The following is a 19,790-nucleotide window of genomic DNA, read 5'->3' on the forward strand; positions in this document are numbered from 1 at the left end:
GGTCAGAAGTCCACGGTGCCCGAGAGCTTGAAGGTGCGGGGTTCGCCCTGGGTCAGGTAGCCGCCGTTGGCCGAGGCCCAGTAGTTCTTGTTGGAGATGTTCTCGACGTTGGCGCGCACGGTCAGCTGCTGCTCGAAGGCGCGGAAGCTGTAGCGGGCGCCGGCGTCCCAGCGGTTCCAGGTCGGGATGCTGAGGTTGTTGGCCGGGTCGGCGTACTGGCCGCCGGTGCGCAGCATCCGGGCGTTCACCGCGGCGCCGGGCACGCCGGGGATGTCCCAGTCGGCGCCGACGTTGAACTGGAACTCCGGCACGCCCACCGCCCGGTTGCCGTCGTTGGCGCCGGTCTCGGTGCTTTTCAGTTCGGTGTCCATGTAGGTCGCGCCGGCGATCAGGCGCAGGCCGTCCACCGGTTCGCCGTAGACGTTCAGTTCCACGCCCTTGTTGACCTGGTCGCCATCACGGGTGAAGACGTTGCCCACCCGCACGCCGTCCGCCGGTTGCTCGATGCGGTAGACGCCGAAGCTGGCGCCGTAGGTGTCCATGTCCAGCTTGACCCCGGCCTCGTACTGCTTGGAACGGTCGGGCGAGAACACCTGGCCGCTGTTGACCAGGGTCGGGTCGATGGGCGCGATCGGCCCCGGGGACAGGCCTTCCATACGGTTGGCGTAGAGCGACACCTCCGGGGTGAGCTTGTAGACCACGCCATAGACCGGCGTGGTGATCCACTGGTCGGACTTGGTGGCGCGATTGCCGTCGAAGCCGGGCAGCGGGAAGCCGGCGAAGCTGCCGCCGTCGTAGTTGTAGGACTCCACCCGCAGCGCCTGGCGGCGCAGGCCGATGGTGGCCAGCAGCGTGTCGTCCATGAAGCCCAGGGTGTCGGAGATCGCCGCGCTGCGGTTGTTGGTCTTGCTGGTGACGCCGGGGTCGCTGAGGTTGCCGCCGGTGAAGCCGCCCAGGGCCGGGGCCGGCACGGGGGTGGGATTGAAGATGTTGTCGGTGTAGCCATCGCCGAAATCGAAGGCGTTTCTCGATTCCTGCCAGAGGGCGGCGATGCCGATGTTGATGCGGTGGCTGACCTCGCCGGTCTGCAGCTTGCCGTTGACGCCGGCCATCATGCTCTGGTTGCTCTCCTCATGGGGGATATGGGAGATGGCCCCGGTGGTATTGCCCGCCTCGTCCGCCAGGGTGGGCGAGGAGTAGGTGCCGACCTCGTCGGTCTCCTTGGCGCCGGCGGCGGCGTAGAGCATCCAGTCGTCGTTCAGGTCGAACTCGCCGCGCACCATGCCGAAGGTGTCTTTCAGCTCGGTGAAGGTCCAGGGCTGCGCCCAGTTGCTGTCGGCCGAGGGCGCGCGCGGGATGTGGGTCAGCCCGCCCGCCAGGCTGATCATGTTGCGCCCCTGGTTGACCCGTTGCTTCTGGTAGCCGAGGTCGCCGAACAGGCGGTAGTTGTCGCCCCGGTAATCCAGCGCCAGCGACACCATGTGGGTGCGCTGGTACTCGTCATCGATGGCGGTGTCGCCCTCGCGATTGAGCAGGTTGAGGCGCGCACCGAAGCGGTTGTCCTCGCCGAAGCGCTCGCCGAGATCGAGGTGCTGGCCGAGCTGGCCATCGCTGGTGTAGTCGAGGGTCAGGCTGCGGGTGGGGTCGTCCTCGGCGCGCTTGGGCTGGATGTTGACCCCGCCGCCGATGCCCGTCCCGGAGGCGGTGACACCGTTGATGAAGGCATTGGCGCCCTTGAACACCTCCACCCGCTCCACCGCTTCGATGGCGAGCATCTGCCGCGGCAGGATGCCGTAGAGGCCGTTGAAGGAAATGTCGTCGGAGTTCAGCGGGTAGCCACGGATGACGAAGACCTGCGACTGGTTGCCGAAGCCGAAGGATTGGCGCACCGACGCGTCGTTGAGCAGCACCTCGCCTATGTCCTTGGCCTGCTGGTCCTGGATGCTCTTGGCGGTGTAGCTGGCGGCGGAAAACGGCACGTCCATGTAGTCCTGGTTGCCCAGTACCCCCAGTTGGCCGCCACGGGCCACCTGCCCGCCCGGGAACGCCGGCGGCAGGGCGCCGGGGCTCGCGCGCTGGGCATTGACGTTGGCGCTGCCCAGCACCATGGCGCCATTGTCCTGGCCTTCGCCGGTGGCTTCGGTGGGTTCCTCCGCCGCCAGGGCGACGCCGTTCAGGGAGCAGCAGAGCAGCAGCGTGGTGAACCGGAGGGGATAGGGGGGAAGAGAAGTGTTGGCCATGATCATTCCTACAAACAGAAGTGAAGGGGGATCTGGCACTGACTGAAATTCAGCCAGCCTGCCGGCGAAACTTCCTACAAGACGGAATGAGAATGGTTGGTATTTGGAATATGCAATGCGTTTGCGTATCGGCAGCAAACGTGCACGCGTCTCACTGCCCTGATTGCAAAGCCGTGACGCGCACATGACGCCCGCAGGCGTGGCGGTTAGAGCCCACGAGGCAAGCGGCGGGATGGAGGCCGCCGCCCAGGGCGGCGGTTACGGGGTTTTCCAGCGCCACCCGGGAGGGTTAAGGTGCACGGCTTGCAACCGGCAATTGGAGAGCCCTAGATGAGCCTGCACGGCAACTACGATCCGCAGAACGTCTTCGCCCAGATCATTCGCGGCGAAGCCCCCTGCTACAAACTCTACGAAGACGACGACGTGCTCGCCTTCCTCGATATCTTCCCGCAGTCCTTCGGCCACACCCTGGTGATCCCCAAGCGCTCGGCCGCGCGCAATATCCTGGAGATCGAGGTCGACGCCCTGTCCAAGGTGATGGCGGTGGTGCAGCGCCTGACCCAGGTGCTGGTGGACGAACTGGCTCCGGCCGGGGTGCAGGTGGCGCAGTTCAACGGCGCGCCGGCGGGCCAGACCGTGTTCCATATCCATATGCACATCGTGCCGCGCTTCGAAGGTGAAGCCCTGGGCATCCACGCCAGCAAGAAAGCCGATCCGAAGGACCTGGAAGCGCTGCAGGCGCGCCTGCTCAAGCACCTGCAATAGCGGTGGGTTCCGGGCTACGACGTGCTACATGCGCATTCATTCGCGGTGCGGGGCAACGGGCCTTGCGGCCCTTCGCGAATGAATTCGCTCCTACGGCAAGAAGGCCGTGCCCTGTGTGACGCCGCGCTCGGTCCCACCCGACATTGCCGCAAATAGGTAGCCCGGATGCAATCTGGGGAAGGCCCCGCCCAGGGTCCCGGATCGCATCCGGGCTACGAAACAGCGCTGCGCAACGAAGTACCGACAGCCAGCCCCCAGGTGCAAGTGGCATTGACGTAGGTTGGCGCCAAGCGCAGCGCGGCCCAACATCCGGGCTTCGCGAAACGCCCGGGCGTTGGGTTTCGCTGCGCTCTACCCAACCTACGATCTGCTCGAGCCGGGCTGCGGAACAGCGCTGCGCAACGAGGTCCCGACAGCCAGCATCCAGGAGCAGGTGGGATCGACGTAGGTTGGCGCCAAGCGCAGCGCGGCCCAACATCCGGGCCTCGCGAAACGCCCCGGCGTTGGGTTTCGTTGCGCTCTACCCAACCTACGATCTGCTCGAGCCAGGCTACGGAACAGCGCTGCGCAACGAGCTCCCGACAGCCAGCCCCAGGAGCAGGTGGCATTGACGTAGGTTGGCGCCAAGCGCAGCGCGGCCCAACATCAGGGCTTCGCGAAACGCCCCGGCGTTGGGTTTCGCTGCGCTCTACCCAACCTACGATCTGCGATAGCGGCCGACTCAGGCCCCGGCCTGTTCATGGCGGTGCACCACCACCTGGTTCCGCCCCCTGGACTTGGCCTGGTAGAGGGCCTGGTCGGCGCAGCGGATCCAGTCTTCCAGCTCGTTCATGTCCGGGCGCCAGCTCGCCAGGCCGATGCTCAGCCCGACGTTGCCATTCTCGTCCCGGGCCACCCGCTCGCGCAGCCATTCCAGGGCGGTGCCGCCGCCATGCTCGGCGGTCATCGGCAGCAGCACGCAGAACTCGTCGCCGCCGTAGCGACCCACCAGGTCGGTTTCCCGCAGGTCCGCGCACAGGGCCGTGCCCAGGCGCACCAGCAGTTCATCGCCGGCCAGGTGGCCCTGGCTGTCGTTGACCGCCTTGAAGTTATCCACATCGATCAGCGCCAGGCAGGACGGCCCGCCGCCGCGACGGCAGCGGAGGAATTCCTGCTGCGCCAGCTCGCTCCAGTAGCGCCGGTTGAACACACCGGTGAGACTGTCGGTCTGGCTCAGGGTGCGCAGCTTGCGCCGGCTGCGGGCGACGCTCTGGGCCAGGTCGTAGAGGGTCGAGCCGATCACCAGCGGGTGCAGCACCATCATCGGCAGGCAGAACATCAGGTGCTGGAGGCTGATGGCGGCATGGAAGGAGAAGCCGAATACCGCCACCCCGGCGCCCACGCCCACCAACTGCGCCAACCAGCCGAGCGCGACGAAGCGGGTGCCGCCGGCCGCCACGTTGTTGGCCTGGAGCATGGCGAAGGCCACGCAGCTGGCCAGCGGGCTGAAGCCGGCGGCGGCGATCCAGAAGGTACCGGCGAAGGAGTCGAAGAGGATGTGCCAGCGCTCGAAGCGCACCGGTTCGCGATAGCGCAGGCTGAGCGCCAGGGCGATCCAGGGCCAGACGAAGACGAACAGCGCCAGCAGCACCCAGACCCAGACCGGCCGCTGCAGCTCCCACAGCGGCAGCGACAGGCAGAGCGCACCCACCGGCAAACCCAGGGCCCTTGGCATCAGGGCGCGCCAGACGAACTGGCTGCGATTCTGGCCGTTCGCGGCGCGGCCTTGCTGACCTGGCGGATGCTCCGACGGCTGCTGCAGCGCTGTTGGCCTGTCCATGCACCGCTCCCTTTGCTGCGAAATCCGACTCCCGGCTATATAGCATGCGGCCATCATCCTGACCAAGGCGGGCGCCGGCCCGGAAAGCAGCGGCGGGTCAGGCGCCCTGGGCTTTCATGGCCTCCAGCCAGGCCGCTTCCAGGCGCTTCTGCTCCGGTTCCAGGCCCTGGGCCTCCATCGCTTCGCGATGCTGGTCGATCTCGCGCACCATCTGGCTGTGGTCGGCGCTGTTGCCGTCGAGCTGGTGCATCTGGGTCAGCGCCAGGTGGTAGAAGCGCAGCAGCTTCATGGCCGTCGGATCGCCAGCGGCCACACCCGCCTTGACCTTGTGCATGACGTTGCCGATGCGCATCAGGCTGCGTTTGAGCTGCCAGCCATAGACCGCCGGCGCCATCCAGGGACGCGGCCAGAACTGCAGCCGTACCACGGCCACGGTAATGGCCAGGCCCGCCAGTACGCCGATCAGGTTCCAGCGGAAGTTGTCGCCGCCCGGGCTGCCGAACAGCTGCACGCTGAGGGTGGAGAACAGCATGGCCATGGCGATGAACAGGCCGGCGACGATCAGGGTGATGCGCCGGGTCTGCCGGCGATACAGCTCGGGGTCCATGGGACGGATTTCAAAGAGTGCGCTCATCAGGCTTCCACTTGGCTCCATTGCTTGTTCAGGCGCTTGTCGGATACCGCCATGCGCGTACCGAGCTGCTGGGCGAACAGCGACACGCGGTACTCCTCCAGCATCCAGCGGTAGAGCACCAGCTCCGGATCGCGCTTGCCTTCCTGGGCATGCTTGGCCAGGCGCGCCTGGTATTGCTCCCAGTAGCCGGCCAGCTCGCCCGACCAGACACGGTCGCGCTGCAACTGCGCGGCGATCTTGTCGAAACGCTGCTCGATGGCCTTGAGGTAGCGCGGCAGTTCCTTCAGCCATTCGGCCGGCGTCTCGCGGACGAAGCCCGGATAGACCAGGTTGCCCAACTGCGCCTTGATGTCGTTCAGGGCCACGGCCTGGGCCAGGTCGATGCGCCCCTTGAAGCGCTTCTGCAGGGCATGCCAGAGCTTGAGGATGTCCAGGGTCAGGCGCGCCAGGCGTTCGGCGTGCTCGGCCCAGGCGCCGCGCTTCTTCTCGGCCAGGGACGCCAGTGCCGCGCCATCGCGGGGCAGGCTGGCTTCACCCTCGAGGATGCAGGCATCCAGGCTGGCCAGGAGGATGTCCTCCACCAGGGCGTCGACCCGCCCGAGGTCGCGGTACAGCAGGCCCAGCTCGGTCAGGCCCGGCAGCTTGCCGCGGAGGAACTTGGCGGTATCGGCCAGTTGCTGCAGCAGCAGGCGTTGCAGGGCACGGCGATGCTGCCAGTCGGCCTCGGCCTGGGTCGGGAAGCGGCTTTCCTTGACCGCCCCGCCCTCCTCCACCAGCGCCGGGTAGACGGTCATGGATAGGCCGGCGACCTTCTGCTGGGTGCTCGCCGCCACCTGGGCGAAGCCCTTGGCCTCTACCGGTTTCTGTTCCTTCTGCGCCTGGGGGATGGCCAGCGCGGCCTGGCTGGCCTCGGCGAAGCGCGCGGTGATCTCGGCCAGGTCGCGGCCTTCGCCGAGGAACTTGCCGCGGGCGTCCACCACTTCCAGGTTCATCTTCAGGTGGCCTTCGAGCTGGGCGGCGGCCTCGCTCCAGGCCTCCTCGGGCACGCGGGCACCGGTCATGCGCTGCAGCTCGCGACCGAGGTTCTCGGGCAGCGAACCCTGGGCGAACGCCAGCTTGTCCAGCGCCGCCTTGACGAAGTCCGGCACCGGCACGAAGTTCTTGCGGATCGCCTTGGGCAGGTTGCGCACCAGGGCCACGCACTTGGTTTCCAGCAGGCCCGGCACCAGCCACTCGAGGCGCTCGGCCGGCAGTTGCGGCAGCAGTGGCGCGGGCACCCGCAGGGTCACGCCGTCGCGCGGGTGGCCCGGCTCGAAGTGATAGCTCAGCGGCAGTTGCAGGTCGCCCAGACGCAGGGTGTCCGGGTACTGCGCGGCGGTGACCTCGCTGGCCTCGCGGGCCAGCACGTCTTCTTCGCGCATGATCAGCAGGTTGGGGTTCTGCGCCCGTTCGCGCTCGTACCACTTCTCGAAGCTGGCGGTCTGGTAGATGTCCGCCGGCAGGCGCGCCGCGTAGTAGGCGAAGAGGGTTTCCTCATCGGCCAGGATGTCGCGGCGGCGTGCCTTGGCTTCCAGTTCGTCGAGCCGTTCCAGCAACTGGCGGTTGGCCGTGAGGCATTTCGCCTTGCTGTGGATTTCGCCGCGCACCAGGCCTTCGCGGATGAACAGCTCGCGGGCCACCTCCGGCTCGATGGGGCCGTAGTGCACGGCGCGGCGGCCGACGATGATCAGGCCGTAGAGGGTGATCTGCTCGAAGGCCACCACCTGGCCACGGCGTTTCTCCCAGTGGGGTTCGAGGTAGTTCTTCTTCACCAGGTGGCCGGCCAGGGGCTCCAGCCAGTCGGGGTCGATCTTCGCCACCATGCGCGCGAACAGCTTGGTGGTTTCCACCAGTTCGGCGGTCATCAGCCACTGTGGGCGCTTCTTGGCGATGGCCGTGCCGGGATGGATCCAGAAGCGCCGCTGGCGCGCGCCGAGGTAGTCGCCCTCCTCGGTCTTCTGGCCGATCTGGCTGAGCAGGCCGCAGAGGACCGCCTTGTGCACCTTGGCGTAGTCGATGTTGCGCGCCTGCTGCTCGGCCTTGGCGGCGGCATCGCGCGGAGCTTCGGCGGCGTTGCTCTTCGCAGGATGGCGCTGAGCGGAGCGCCGCCCGTCCCCTCCCTCGGGCGTGTCCTTGCTCCGCTCCGGGAACAGTTTCAGTTCGCGGCAGATCAGCACCAGCTGGCGGTGGGCGTCGCGCCACTCGCGCAGGCGCAGGTAGTTGAGGAAGTTCTTCCGGCACCAGTTGCGCAGGGCGTTGGAGCCGAGCGCCTGGCGTTGCTCCTCGAAGCCGCGCCAGAGGTTGATCAGCGCGGCGAAGTCGGAATCCACGTCCTTCCACTGGGCGTGGGCCTGGTCGGCGGCCTGCTGGCGGTCCATGGGCCGCTCGCGCGGGTCCTGCACCGACAGCGCGGCGGTGATCACCAGCACTTCGTCGAGGCTGCCCTGGCGCGCGCCTTCCAGCACCATGCGGCCGAGGCGCGGGTCGATGGGCAGGCGCGCCAGCTGGCGACCGATGGGGGTGAGCTGGCTCTCGCGGTTCACCGCCGAGAGTTCCTGCAGCAGGGTGAAGCCGTCCTTGATCGCCTTGCCATCCGGCGGTTCGATGAAGGGGAAGGCCTCGATGTCGCCCAGGCGCAGGTGGAGCATCTGCAGGATCACCGCCGCCAGGTTGGTGCGCAGGATCTCCGGATCGGTGAAGGTCGGCCGGGAGATGAAGTCCTCTTCGCTGTAGAGGCGCACGCAGATACCCGGTTCGACCCGGCCACAGCGGCCCTTGCGCTGGTTGGCGCTGGCCTGGGACACGGCTTCCACCGGCAGGCGCTGGACCTTGGCGCGGTAGCTGTAGCGGCTGATGCGCGCGGTGCCGCTGTCGATCACATAGCGGATGCCCGGCACCGTCAGCGAGGTTTCGGCGACGTTGGTGGACAGCACTATCTTGCGCCCCGGCATGGGCGCGAAGATCTTCTGCTGCTCGGCCGGCGTCAGGCGTGCATAGAGCGGCAGGACCTCGGTGTGGCGCAGGTTGGCCTTGCGCAGCACCTCGGCGCAGTCGCGGATTTCCCGCTCGCCGGGGAGGAACACCAGCACGTCGCCAGGGCGCTTGCCCACCTCGCGCTCATGGGCGGCGATCTCGTCCAGGGCGCGGAGGATGCCCTGGTCCACGGAAAGGTCGTCGAACAGCGCCTCGCCGTCCTCGTCCACCTCGGCGGCCAGCGGCCGGTACCAGGTGTCCACCGGGTAGGTGCGGCCGGAGACCTCGATGATCGGCGCGTCACCGAAGTGCTTCGAGAAACGCTCCAGGTCGATGGTCGCCGAGGTGATGATCAGCTTGAGATCGGGGCGGCGCGGCAGCAGGGTCTTGAGGTAGCCCAGCAGGAAGTCGATGTTCAGGCTGCGCTCGTGGGCCTCGTCGACGATGATCGTGTCGTAGCGTTCGAGGAAACGGTCGTGCTGGGTCTCGGCCAGCAGGATGCCGTCGGTCATCAGCTTGATCAGGCTGCGTTCGTTGGACTGGTCCTCGAAGCGCACCTGGTAGCCCACCAGCTCGCCCAGGGGCGTACCGATCTCTTCCGCCACCCGCGTGGCCACGCTGCGCGCCGCCAGTCGGCGCGGCTGGGTGTGGCCGATGAGGCCATGGGTACCCCGGCCGATCTCCAGGCAGATCTTCGGCAGCTGGGTGGTCTTGCCCGAGCCGGTCTCGCCAGCGATCACCAGCACCTGGTGCTTCGCCAGCGCCGCCTTGATCTCGTCGCGCTTGGCGGCGATGGGCAGGGCGTCGTCGTAGCGCATCACCGGCACGCTGGCGCGGCGCGCCTCGACCCGCGCGATCGAGGCCTGGAAACGCTCGGCCCACTGCGCCAGCTTGCCCGCGTCGGGGTGCTTGTGCAGCTCGTGGAGCTGCCGGCGCAGGCGATGGCGGTCGGCGCCCATGGCCTGGTCGATGCGTTGCAGGAGTTGTTCGGGGCTGGGGGATTGCTCGCTCATCGGGTCCGCTGATTCTGCTGTCGTTTTCGCCAAGGGCGGAATTGTCGCAGACAAGGGCGGCCGTGGCACCTTTGCGTGGCTTTGGGGCGACGGGAGCGGCCAGGACCCTTCAGTTGGTCCTGGCGATGGTGGCGTCGGCGCTGCCGGTGTCGATGCTCGCCTCCACCGACATGCCCACCCGCAGCTGGCCCAGCAGCGACTGGCCGGGGTCCAGCACCACCTTCACCGGGATGCGCTGCACCACCTTGGTGAAGTTGCCGGTGGCGTTGGCCGGCGCGATGGCGGCGAAGGCCACGCCGGTGGCCGGGGCGATGCTTTGCACATGGCCGCGCAGGGACTCGCCGGGGAAGGTATCCACCGTCACCCGCACGGCCTGGCCCGGGCGCACGTGGGTGAGCTGGGTTTCCTGGAAGTTGGCCACCACGTAGGCGCGGTCCAGCGGCACCACCGCCAGGAGCGCGTCGCCGGGTTTGACGAAGGCGCCGACGCGCACGGCGCGACGCCCGACCATGCCATCGATGGGGGCGTGCAGTTCGGTATGGGAAAGATCCAGCTCGGCCTGGCGCAGCCCGGCCTGGGCGTTATCCAGCGCTGCCTGGGCGGCGTCGCGCTCGGCGCCGAGGATGTCGGTCTGCTTGCGCGTGGCCAGCAGGGCGGCACTGTGCTCGGCCTGACGCGCCCGCACGGTGTCGAAGCGGCTGCGGGCCAGCTGGGCGTTCTGCAAGGTACCGGCACCGCGATGCACCAGCTTTTCGTGACGCGCCAGTTCGTGCTGCGCAAAGACGATCTCCGCGCGGTCGGCCTCCAGCGTCGCCTGGGCCTGCTCGATCAGGGACGCCTGCCGCTCCAGGGTGGCCGTGGCGTTGTCCAGTTGCGCCCGGGCACTGGCGACCTTGGCCCGGGCCCCCTCCAGGGCGGCACGGTAGTCGCGGTCGTCGATCCGGGCGAGCACTTGCCCGGCCTTCACCACCTGGTTGTCCTCCACCAGCACTTCATGGATGAAGCCGGGCACCTTGGGCGCAGCCAGGGTGAAGTCGGCATGGACGTAGGCGTCGTTGGTGTACTGGTCGGCGCTGTCATCCAGCAGATGCCAGGCGCCCCAGGCCAGCAGGCCGACGCCCACCAGCAGAGCAGCCGGGATGACAGGTTTGAGAATGCGTGCGTGGTTCATGATGGGGCTCCGTTCAGGTCGGGGCGCGCGGCGGATGGATACGCGTCGGCACGAAGGGGATGAGCAGGATCAGCACGACCGCCACGACAGCGGTGCAGAGATAGAGGTCGGCTGACGTGAGTACGGACGCCTGCTGGTGCAGCCGCTGGGCCAGGTCGGGGCCGCCATCGGCCAGCGGGTTGTTGCCCAGGCGGTCCACCAACTGGGTCGAATGGACATGCAGGCGCAGGGTCGCCAGGGCTTCGAGCACGGCGCCGGCCAGCACCGCCGCGAAACCCTTGACGGTGTTGAACCAGGCCGACGCGAACGGGCCGTCGGTGGGCGCGATGCTGCCGGTGGCCAGCATCAGCAAGGGCAACACCGCCATCGGCTGGCCGAAGATCTGCAGCGCCTGGACCAGGTAGAAATCGTCGCGAATCCAGGCCGAGGTCAGGTGCGAACCCAGCCAGCAGGAGCAGCCGAGCATGGCCAGGCCGCAGGCCAGCACCCAGCGGCAGTCCACCCAGCGCAGGTTGCACAGCAGCGCCACCAGGGGCAGCGCCAGCAACTGCGGCAAGGCCACCACCAACATCACCGGGGCGGTCTGCAACGGGCGATAGCCCTGCACCTGGGCCAGGTAGCCGGACGGGATCACCACCGCGGCCAGGAGCACGAAGAGCACTCCGGCCAGGGTGAACAGGGCGAAGCTGAGGTTGCGCAGCTTGAGTAGTTGCAGCTTGAAGAACGGCAGCGGGTGCTTCCATTCGTTGAACAGGAACAGCACCAGCAGCAGGCTGCCGCCGCCGAGCAAGATGCGGATCAGCGGCGACTCGAACCAGTCCAGCCGCTCGCCCTGCACCAACCCCACCACCAGCATGGACAGGGCGGGAAAACCGAGCGCCAGTCCCAGCCAGTTGAACTGACGGAAGCGCTCCAGGCGCAGCGGGTCCTGGGGGAGCCCCCAGGCGACCGCGAGCAGGGCCAGCAGGCTCGACGGAATGATTTGCCAGAAGGCCCAGCGCCAGCCGACGAACTCCACCCAGAATGCCGCCAGCGGGGTACCGAGGCTGGGGCCGAAGGTGGCGGTGAGGGCATAGCTGGCCAGGCCGAAGATTCTCAGGTTGGCCGGCAGGAAGCGCAGCGCCACGGTCATCAGGATCGGCGGCAAGGCACCACCCGCCAGCCCCTGCAGCGCCCGCAACAGCATCAGGCTTTCCAGGGTGGGCGCCAGCGGGCTCAGCAGCCCGAGCAGCATGAACAGCGCGATGGCCCCCAGGGTGAAGCGGCGCAGCGAGAGGGTCACGGCGAACCAGGGGGCGAAGGCCATGGCGCACACCGAGGGTGCCGCGTAGAGCGCCACCAGCCAGGTGCCTTCGTCATAGCCGATGCCCATCTCGCCACGAATGTCCGCCAGGGCGATCTTCACCACGTTCTCGTTGAAGCCCGAGACCAGCACGGCGAGCAACACGCCGAGCATGCCGACCAGCAGACGCGGGCCGAGGGCGGTCGCTGCGGGGGCCTTGGGGGCCGCACTTGCCGGGCTGGCTGCCGGCTGCAGCGGGATGGCCAGGGGGGCGTTCATTGCGGCGCCTTTCCATCGGCGCGGAGGGTTGAGAGGGACATGAGTCGGGTCCGGATTGCGGGTACAAGACGAGTCTATGTTTGCGCCAGCAATGCCGAATACTGCAATGATCTCAATGGATCAGTGCGTTATACGCAGGTATCCCTACTAGCCCTGGAACCCCTCTTCACAGCACCTCTTGATGAGTTCGCGCAACCAGCGGTGGGCCGAGTCGTTGTCGAAGCGCGGGTGCCAGGACTGGCGGACGCGCACGGTCTCCAGGGGCAGCGGGATCTCGAACGAGCGCAGGGGCAGGCCGAGCTTCCCGCAGGTGGCGATCACCGGGTCCGGCATCGGCAGGATCAGGTCGGAGTCGTGCAGGGCCAGCACCGCCGAGAAGAAGCTGGGCGAGATCAGCACCACCCGCCGCGACAGGTCCAGCTCCGCCAGCGCCTTGTCGATGGGGCCACGCGCCAGGCCCCGGCGCGACACGCTGATCTGGTCGAAGGCGGCAAAGCGTTCCGGGGTGATGGGGGCGTCGAAGATCGGATGGCCTTCGCGCACCAGCCCGTTGAAGCGGCAGCTGAACAAGCCCTGGGACTTGATTTCCGGCGTCAGCTTGTCGGAGGCGCCGACGATCAGGTCGATGCGCCCGGCACGCATGGCATCGTCGTCGCCATCGATCTCCGGCACGAAACGCAGCACGGCATCGGGCGCCTGCTGGCGCATCAGCTCGAACAGGCGGCCGCCGAAGCAGACCATGAAGATGTCGTTGGTGCGCACGTTGAACTGGCGCGAGAGATTCCCCAGGTCCAGCTCGCCGGAATGGAACAGGCCGCTGGCCTGTTCCACCAGCTCGCGCACCTGCTCGCGCAGCTCCAGCGCCCTGGGCGTGGGCACCAGGCCGCGCCCGGCACGCACCAGGATGGGGTCGCCCACCGCTTCGCGGATCCGCGCCAGGGTGCGGCTCATGGCCGGGGCGCTGAGGTGCATGCGCCGCGCGGCGCCCGCCACGCTGCCTTCGTCGAGCAGCACGTCGAGGGCCACCAGCAGGTTGAGGTCGGGCAATGCCATCGCGCCGGCTCCGGGGCAAACGGGAAACCGCCACTGTATCGGCCGGCCCGAATCCCGTCGATGGGCCCCCATGAACGACAAGGCCCCGCAATTGCGGGGCCTTGTGCCTGGCGGGAGAGGATCAGGCCTTGGCCGTTTCCTGCTTCGCCTTGAGCTTCTTCAGCTCTTCGTCACGCAGTTCGCGGCGCAGGATCTTGCCGACGTTGGTGGTCGGCAGCGCATCGCGGAACTCGATGGCGCGCGGCACCTTGTAGCCGGTGACGTTGCCGCGCATATGCTCCATGACCTGCTCCTTGGTCAGGCTGACGCCGGGCTTGGCCACCACGAACATCTTGATCGCCTCGCCGGATTTTTCGTCCGGCACGCCGATGGCGGCGCACTGCAGCACGCCCGGCAGGGTCGCCAGCACGTCCTCCAGTTCGTTGGGGTACACGTTGAAGCCGGATACCAGGATCATGTCTTTCTTGCGATCGACGATGCGCATGAAGCCGTCTTCCTGGATCACCGCGACGTCGCCGGTGCGCAGCCAGCCTTCGGCGTCGAGGATCTCGTCGGTGGCTTCCTGGCGCTGCCAGTAGCCCTTCATCACTTGCGGGCCCTTCACGCACAGCTCGCCGGGCGCGCCGATGCCGACGTCGTTGCCCTCGTCGTCCAGCACCTTGCACAGGGTGGACGGCACCGGGATACCGATGGTGCCGATCTGGATGCTCTGGAAGGGGTTCACCGACACCACGGGGCTGGTCTCGGTCATGCCGTAGCCTTCGCAGATGGCGCAACCGGTGACTTGCTTCCAGCGCTCGGCGGCGGCCAGTTGCAGGGCCATGCCGCCGGACAGGGTCAGCTTCAGCGCCGAGAAGTCCAGCTTGCGGAAGTCGTCGTTGTTGCACAGGGCGACGAACAGGGTGTTCAGACCGACGAAGCCGGTGAACTTGAACTTCGCCAGCTCCTTGGTCATGGCCGGCAGGTCGCGCGGGTTGGAGATGAGGATGTTGTGGTTGCCGGTCAGCATCATCGCCATGCAATGGAAGGTGAAGGCGTAGATGTGATAGAGCGGCAGCGGGGTGATGAGGATCTCGCAACCTTCGTTGAGGTTGGCGCCCATCAGCGCCTTGCACTGCAGCATGTTGGCGATCAGGTTGCGGTGGGTCAGCATCGCGCCCTTGGCCACACCGGTGGTGCCGCCGGTGTACTGCAGCACGGCGACGTCGCCGTTGTGCGGAGTGGCTTCCTTGACCGCGCGGCCACGGCCCTTGGCCAGGGCGTCGTTGAGCTTGACCGCATGGGGCAGGCTGAACGGCGGCACCATCTTCTTCACGTGCTTGATCACGGCATTGACCAGCAGGCGCTTGAAGGTCGGCAGCAGGTCGCCCACTTCGGTGACGACCACGTGCTTGACGCCGGTCTTGGGCAGCACTTCCTCGGCCAGGTGGGCCATGTTGGCCAGGCAGATCAGGGCCTTGGCGCCGGAGTCGTTGAACTGGTGCTCCATTTCCCGCGCGGTGTACAGCGGGTTGGTGTTGACCACGATCAGGCCGGCGCGCATGGCGCCGAATACCACTACCGGGTATTGCAGGATGTTCGGCAGCTGCACGGCGATGCGGTCGCCGGGCTTGAGGTCGGTGTTGTTCTGCAGGTAGGCGGCGAAAGCTCCGGAGAGTTCGTAGAGCTCACCGTAGGTGAGGGTCTTGCCCAGGTTGCTGAATGCGGGCTTGTCGGCGAAGCGTTGGCAGGACTCCTTCAGCACCGCTTGAACGTTGGGGTACTGATCGGCATTGATCTCGGCAGGTACGCCCGCTGGATACTTGTCCTTCCAGAGGTTATCGGTCATGGAGGCCCACTCCTAAGCAACAGCTGAATTCACTGCCCTCCAAGGGGCAGTTGTTTGTTGTGTTCTGTGCGATTGTGCGCCCATCCGGGCAAAAAAACGCGCCGAGATTAGCAGCTTTGCCAGAGGCCGACCAGCACCAAACATGTCCTGGCCAGTCACGAAAATGACCATAACATGGATATCCGGTCATTTTTGGAGTTGCAACTCTAAATCGCCGACAAACGGCGTATTCCGGGGCTTTCACGAGTTTCGAAGGGGGGCGTTCGGGCGGGGCGGGGGTGGAGCGGGGAAAAGAGCGAGGGCAGGACGGAGGACCCGTCCTGCCCTTTTGCGGTCAGGCGATATCGCGCAGTTCGCGGCGCAGGATCTTGCCCACCGGGGTCATCGGCAGGGCCTCCTTGAGCACGATGTGCTTGGGCACCTTGTAGCCGGTGAAGTTTTCCTTGCAGTAGGCCTTCAGCTCCTCGACGCTGACGCCGCCCTCGCGGGCCACCACGAAGAGTTTCACCGCCTCGCCGGACTTCTCGTCCGGTACGCCGATGGCCGCGCAGTTGGCCGCTTTCGGGTGCGCCATCACCACGTCCTCGATCTCGTTCGGGTAGACGTTGAAGCCGGAGACGATGATCAGGTCCTTCTTGCGGTCGACGATGCGCACGAAGCCATCCGGATCGATCACCGCGATGTCGCCGGTCTTCAGCCAGCCCTCGGCGTCCAGCACCTCGGCCGTGGCCTCGGGGCGCTGCCAGTAGCCCTTCATCACCTGCGGGCCCTTGATGCACAGCTCGCCGCGCTCGCCCAGGGGCAGCTCGTTGCCGGCGTCGTCGATGGTCTTGAACGCGGTGCCCGGCACCGGGATGCCCACGGTGCCCAGGCGCGCCAGGTTGCCGTAGGGGTTGGTGCTGGCCACCGGCGAGGTTTCGGTCAGGCCGTAGCCCTCCACGACCGAACAGCCGGTGATGGATTGCCAGCGCTCGGCGGTGGCCTTGACCAGGGCGGTGCCGCCGGAGTTGGTGAGCTTGAGGTTGGAGAAGTCGAGGTTCTTGAACTCGGGGTGGTCCATCAGCGCGACGAACAGGGTGTTGAGCCCCAGCAGCGCCGAGAAACGCCACTTCTTCAGCTCCTTGATGAAGCCGCCGATGTCCCGCGGGTTGGTGATGAGGACGTTGAGGTTGCCGTTGACCATCATGCACATGCAGTTCGCGGTGAAGGCATAGATGTGGTACAGCGGCAACGGCGCGATCATGATCTCCTGGCCCTGCTTCATCAGCGGCGCGCCGTCCGGACCATGCTGCGACAGGCAGGCGTCCACCTGCTGCATGTTGGCCACCAGGTTGCCGTGGGTCAGCATCGCGCCCTTGGCCACGCCCGTGGTGCCGCCGGTGTACTGCAGCACGGCGATGTCTTCCAGGCCCACCCGCACCGGCTTCAGCCCATGGCCCTGGCCCTGCTTGAGCACCTCCTTGAACAGCAGCGCCTGGGGGAGGTGATAGTTGGGGACCATCTTCTTCACGCTTTTGACCAGGGTGTTCACCAGCCAGCCCTTCAGGCTCGGCAGCATGTCCCCCATGCGCGCCTCGATCAGGTACTCGATATCGGTATCGGGCAGCACCTCTTCGACCAGCTTGCCGAACAGGTTGATGTAGACCAGCGCGCGCACCCCGGCGTCCTTGAACTGGTGGCGCATCTCGCGGGCGGTGTAGAGCGGGTTGGTGTTGACCACGATGAGCCCGGCGCGCAGGGCGCCGAACACGGCGATGGGGTACTGCAGGACGTTGGGCATCTGCACGGCGATGCGGTCGCCGGGCTTGAGGTCGGTGCTCTTCTGCAGGTAGGCGGCGAAGGCGGCGGACAGGCGGTCCAGCTCGGCATAGGTCAGGGTCACGCCCAGGTTGCTGAACGCCGGGCGGTCGGCGAACTTCTTGCAGGATCGCTCAAACACCTCGATCACCGACTTGTAGGCGGCCAGATCAATTTGATTGGGCACGCCGGCCGGGCGTTTGTCGCTCCAGAAATCAGGTTGCATTGTTCTTGTCCTCTTGGCCCTGAATTTGTCTGGCCCGCGCTGCGGGGCTGCCCGGAACTTAGCAGCTCCTGTTGGCAGCGCAAATACTCGGCCCAGCGATATAGACCGCGTGAATCTTGCGGATAGTCCGGTTAGATTCACATAGGATCGGAACCAATGTACGACAGGGACTGCAAACCACCCCATGCGATTTCTACTGGCCCTCTTCGTCCTGCTGCCCAGCCTGTTCACCAGCTGCGCTGCCTGGGCCGACCTGCGCCTGGCGACGCTCGAGTACCCGCCCTACTGCTCCCAGCAACTGCCCGCGGGTGGCAGCATCGTGGAACTGACGACGCGCGCCTTCGCCACCCAGGGCCACAAGGTGCAGGTGGACTTCATGCCCTGGGCGCGGGTGCGCGCGGCGCTGCACAGCGGCCATTACCAGGGCGCCCTGGCCCTCTGGCCACGGGAGATAATCGAGGAAAACCTGCATGCCTCGCGCCCGCTGTTCTACAGCGAGCTGGGCCTGTTCGTGCGCAACGACACGCCGGTCCGGTTCAACGACCTGACCCAGCTCAGGGGCCACAAGGTCGGCGTGGTCAGGGGCTACGGCTACCCGCAGAGCATCCTGCGCTCGGGCATCGTCACCGAGGAAGCGGTGGACGACATTTCCAACCTGCGCAAGCTGGACGCGGGCCGCTTCGACCTCGTCCTGCTCGAACGCGTGGTGGGCCAGCACCTGGTGACGGCGGACGAGCACCTGCGCGGCAAGCTCAGCTGGCAGCCGCCGGCCCTGGCGCGGATTCCCCTGCTGGCGGGTTTCACCGCCCCCCAGCCCGGACAGCCGGACTGGGCGAAGGTCTACGAACAGGGCCTGCGCGCCCTGCTGGCCAGCGGCGAGTACACGCGCATCCTCGAACGCCACAACAGCCCCTCCCCGTAAGCGGGCTTTGCGCCTCCCCCGCGCCCGTGCACAATGCGCCGATTCCCCGGCAAAAGGATCGGCCATGCGCCACGATGCCTTCTGGCTCGACGCCAGCGATGCAGTGCCCTTGTACGTCAACCACTGGTTCGGCGAGGCCCCGCCCAGGGCGGTGGTGATGCTCTCCCACGGCATGGCCGAGCACAGCGGCCGCTACGCCCGCCTGGGCCAGGACCTGGTGGCGGCCGGCTTCGAGCTCTACGCCCTCGACCAGCGCGGCCATGGCCGCAGCGCCGAGCATGGCGTCCTCGGCCAGTACGCGGCCGAGGATGGCTGGAGCAAGGTAATCGGCGACCTGGCCAGCCTCAACCACCACATCCGCCAGCGGCACTCGCAAGCGCCGATCTTCCTGCTGGGCCACAGCATGGGCAGCTACATCGGCCAGGCCTACCTGATGCAGCACAGCAGCAGCCTGCAGGGGGCCATTCTCTCCGGCTCCAACTACCAGCCGGTGGCGCTGTACCGGGTGGCCGCCCTGCTGGCCCGTTTCGAACGCTGGCGCCAAGGCCCGACGGGCCGCAGCGCGCTGATCGAGTTTCTCTCGTTCGGCTCCTTCAACAAGGCCTTCAAGCCCAATCGCAGCACCTTCGACTGGCTCAGCCGCGACCCGCTGGAAGTGGACAAGTACGTAAGCGACCCGCTCTGTGGTTTCCGCTGCACCAACCAGTTGTGGCTCGACCTGCTCGGCGGGCTTCAGAGCATCACCCCGCCGAAGAACCTGGCGCAGATCGACCCCGACCTGCCGCTGCTGGTGATCGGCGGCGAACGCGACCCAGTCAGCGATGGCCGGCGCCTGCACGACCTGGCTGCGGCCTTGCGCCGCGCCGGCATCAGGGACGTGCAGCTGAACCTCTACCCCGACGCCCGCCACGAGCTGCTCAACGAGAGCAACCGCGACGAGGTGACCCGCGACCTGATCGACTGGCTGGAGCACGCCCTCGCCCACAGTCGAACGCAACCACACGCCAAGGAGACCGCATGAGCCAGGTAACCAACTTCACCTACGACGCCCTCGAAGTCGGCCAGAAAGCCAGCTTCTCCACCACCGTGGAAGAACGCCACATCCAGCTGTTCGCCGCCGTTTCCGGTGACCGCAATCCGGTGCACCTGGATGCCGAGTACGCCGCCGGCACCATGTTCAAGGAGCGCATCGCCCACGGCATGTTCACCGGCGCCCTGATCAGCGCCGCCATCGCCTGCGAGATGCCCGGCCCGGGCAGCATCTACCTCGGCCAGCAACTGAAGTTCACCCGCCCGGTGAAGCTTGGCGACAGCCTGACCGTGGAGCTGGAAATCCTCGAGAAGCTGCCGAAGAACCGCGTGCGCATCGCCACCCGCGTGTTCAACCAGAACGCCGACCAGGTGGTGGACGGCGAGGCCGAAGTGCTGGCGCCCAAGCAGCAGCTGTCGGTGGAACTGCCGGAGCTGCCGCCGATCACCATCGGCTGAGGTTTGGCTGGCAATGAAAAAGCCCGGAGATGATCCGGGCTTTTTTGTGGGTCGCCGAATTGGCCGGCCCCGTAGGGTGCGCCGTGCGCACCAAGGCCCAGTACGACCTCCTCGGTGCGCGCAGCGCACCCTACGCCGGTAGCCCGCGCGGCCGGGGGGAAACGGGCAGCGATGTGGACCGTGCTTCATCGGCCCACCAGGCGGGGTTAGGCCGAGCGCCGATGGTGGATGTGAAAAGCGACATCCACGTAATGGCGGATG

The 19,790-nt window shown here is 67.0% G+C and carries 13 protein-coding genes; 4 read left to right on the top strand and 9 right to left on the bottom strand.

Translation table 11 applies throughout. The features are described 5' to 3' along the window. Positions 1–2: 2 nt before the first annotated feature. The gene (locus tag PCA10_RS20630; RefSeq protein WP_016494020.1) at positions 3–2,240 is read right to left on the bottom strand and encodes a TonB-dependent receptor; all 2,238 of its coding nucleotides are present in this window, start codon (positions 2,238–2,240) and stop codon (positions 3–5) included. A gap of 330 nt (positions 2,241–2,570) precedes the next feature. Between PCA10_RS20630 and PCA10_RS20635 the strand changes: the two genes are divergently transcribed. Then, positions 2,571–3,005, top strand: a complete 435-nt coding sequence (locus tag PCA10_RS20635; protein ID WP_016494021.1) for an HIT family protein — start codon at positions 2,571–2,573, stop codon at positions 3,003–3,005. A 721-nt stretch (positions 3,006–3,726) separates the two neighbouring features. On the opposite strand, the gene PCA10_RS20640 is transcribed toward PCA10_RS20635, so the two are convergent. The 8 genes from PCA10_RS20640 to fadD2 form a co-directional block, all read right to left on the bottom strand. After that, positions 3,727–4,824: a sensor domain-containing diguanylate cyclase gene (locus tag PCA10_RS20640; RefSeq protein WP_016494022.1), complete on the bottom strand. Its 1,098-nt coding sequence runs from the start codon at positions 4,822–4,824 to the stop codon at positions 3,727–3,729. A gap of 97 nt (positions 4,825–4,921) precedes the next feature. Then, the gene (locus tag PCA10_RS20645; RefSeq protein WP_016494023.1) at positions 4,922–5,458 is read right to left on the bottom strand and encodes a DUF3087 domain-containing protein; all 537 of its coding nucleotides are present in this window, start codon (positions 5,456–5,458) and stop codon (positions 4,922–4,924) included. Beyond that, complete coding sequence (gene hrpA / locus PCA10_RS20650) at positions 5,458–9,483, bottom strand: ATP-dependent RNA helicase HrpA (RefSeq protein ID WP_016494024.1); 4,026 nt, start codon at positions 9,481–9,483, stop codon at positions 5,458–5,460. The genes PCA10_RS20645 and hrpA overlap by 1 nt, the downstream gene beginning before the upstream one ends. A gap of 109 nt (positions 9,484–9,592) precedes the next feature. Next, positions 9,593–10,654, bottom strand: a complete 1,062-nt coding sequence (locus PCA10_RS20655) for an HlyD family secretion protein (protein WP_016494025.1) — start codon at positions 10,652–10,654, stop codon at positions 9,593–9,595. Between the two features lie 13 nt (positions 10,655–10,667). Next, on the bottom strand, positions 10,668–12,215 hold the full coding sequence (locus tag PCA10_RS20660; protein ID WP_016494026.1) for an MFS transporter: 1,548 nt from the start codon (positions 12,213–12,215) through the stop codon (positions 10,668–10,670). Between the two features lie 147 nt (positions 12,216–12,362). Next, positions 12,363–13,268 carry a LysR family transcriptional regulator gene (locus PCA10_RS20665; RefSeq protein ID WP_016494027.1) on the bottom strand — a complete coding sequence of 302 codons (906 nt, stop codon included), beginning with the start codon at positions 13,266–13,268 and terminating at the stop codon, positions 12,363–12,365. Between the two features lie 121 nt (positions 13,269–13,389). Further along, positions 13,390–15,096, bottom strand: a complete 1,707-nt coding sequence (fadD1, locus tag PCA10_RS20670; RefSeq protein WP_016494028.1) for a long-chain-fatty-acid--CoA ligase FadD1 — start codon at positions 15,094–15,096, stop codon at positions 13,390–13,392. A gap of 334 nt (positions 15,097–15,430) precedes the next feature. Beyond that, positions 15,431–17,119 (bottom strand): long-chain-fatty-acid--CoA ligase FadD2, encoded by a 1,689-nt coding sequence (fadD2, locus tag PCA10_RS20675; protein ID WP_016494029.1) that lies wholly within the window; start codon positions 17,117–17,119, stop codon positions 15,431–15,433. A 184-nt stretch (positions 17,120–17,303) separates the two neighbouring features. Here fadD2 and PCA10_RS20680 point away from each other — a divergent pair, with 184 nt between their 5' ends. From PCA10_RS20680 to PCA10_RS20690, 3 genes are all read left to right on the top strand, one after another. After that, a complete protein-coding gene (locus PCA10_RS20680; protein WP_016494030.1) occupies positions 17,304–18,041 on the top strand; it encodes a substrate-binding periplasmic protein in 738 nt (245 codons plus the stop codon). 64 nt (positions 18,042–18,105) lie between these two features. Next, entirely contained in the window at positions 18,106–19,062 is a 957-nt protein-coding gene (locus PCA10_RS20685) for an alpha/beta hydrolase (protein ID WP_016494031.1), read from the top strand. Beyond that, positions 19,059–19,529, top strand: a complete 471-nt coding sequence (locus PCA10_RS20690) for a MaoC family dehydratase (RefSeq protein WP_016494032.1) — start codon at positions 19,059–19,061, stop codon at positions 19,527–19,529. Before PCA10_RS20685 ends, PCA10_RS20690 begins: the two co-directional genes overlap by 4 nt. Positions 19,530–19,790 lie beyond the last annotated feature (261 nt).

The organism is Pseudomonas resinovorans NBRC 106553 (assembly GCF_000412695.1).
Taxonomy (GTDB): domain Bacteria; phylum Pseudomonadota; class Gammaproteobacteria; order Pseudomonadales; family Pseudomonadaceae; genus Metapseudomonas; species Metapseudomonas resinovorans_A.

What these genes read in the sequence shown, in the direction of transcription:
- fadD1 (WP_016494028.1), bottom strand. Translation starts at nt 15,096, where the DNA reads ATGACCGATAACCTCTGGAAGGACAAGTATCCAGCGGGCGTACCTGCC.
- PCA10_RS20685 (WP_016494031.1), top strand. Translation starts at nt 18,106, where the DNA reads ATGCGCCACGATGCCTTCTGGCTCGACGCCAGCGATGCAGTGCCCTTG.
- PCA10_RS20655 (WP_016494025.1), bottom strand. Translation starts at nt 10,654, where the DNA reads ATGAACCACGCACGCATTCTCAAACCTGTCATCCCGGCTGCTCTGCTG.
- PCA10_RS20645 (WP_016494023.1), bottom strand. Translation starts at nt 5,458, where the DNA reads ATGAGCGCACTCTTTGAAATCCGTCCCATGGACCCCGAGCTGTATCGC.
- hrpA (WP_016494024.1), bottom strand. Translation starts at nt 9,483, where the DNA reads ATGAGCGAGCAATCCCCCAGCCCCGAACAACTCCTGCAACGCATCGAC.
- PCA10_RS20665 (WP_016494027.1), bottom strand. Translation starts at nt 13,268, where the DNA reads ATGGCATTGCCCGACCTCAACCTGCTGGTGGCCCTCGACGTGCTGCTC.
- PCA10_RS20630 (WP_016494020.1), bottom strand. Translation starts at nt 2,240, where the DNA reads ATGGCCAACACTTCTCTTCCCCCCTATCCCCTCCGGTTCACCACGCTG.
- fadD2 (WP_016494029.1), bottom strand. Translation starts at nt 17,119, where the DNA reads ATGCAACCTGATTTCTGGAGCGACAAACGCCCGGCCGGCGTGCCCAAT.
- PCA10_RS20680 (WP_016494030.1), top strand. Translation starts at nt 17,304, where the DNA reads ATGCGATTTCTACTGGCCCTCTTCGTCCTGCTGCCCAGCCTGTTCACC.
- PCA10_RS20635 (WP_016494021.1), top strand. Translation starts at nt 2,571, where the DNA reads ATGAGCCTGCACGGCAACTACGATCCGCAGAACGTCTTCGCCCAGATC.
- PCA10_RS20690 (WP_016494032.1), top strand. Translation starts at nt 19,059, where the DNA reads ATGAGCCAGGTAACCAACTTCACCTACGACGCCCTCGAAGTCGGCCAG.
- PCA10_RS20660 (WP_016494026.1), bottom strand. Translation starts at nt 12,215, where the DNA reads ATGAACGCCCCCCTGGCCATCCCGCTGCAGCCGGCAGCCAGCCCGGCA.
- PCA10_RS20640 (WP_016494022.1), bottom strand. Translation starts at nt 4,824, where the DNA reads ATGGACAGGCCAACAGCGCTGCAGCAGCCGTCGGAGCATCCGCCAGGT.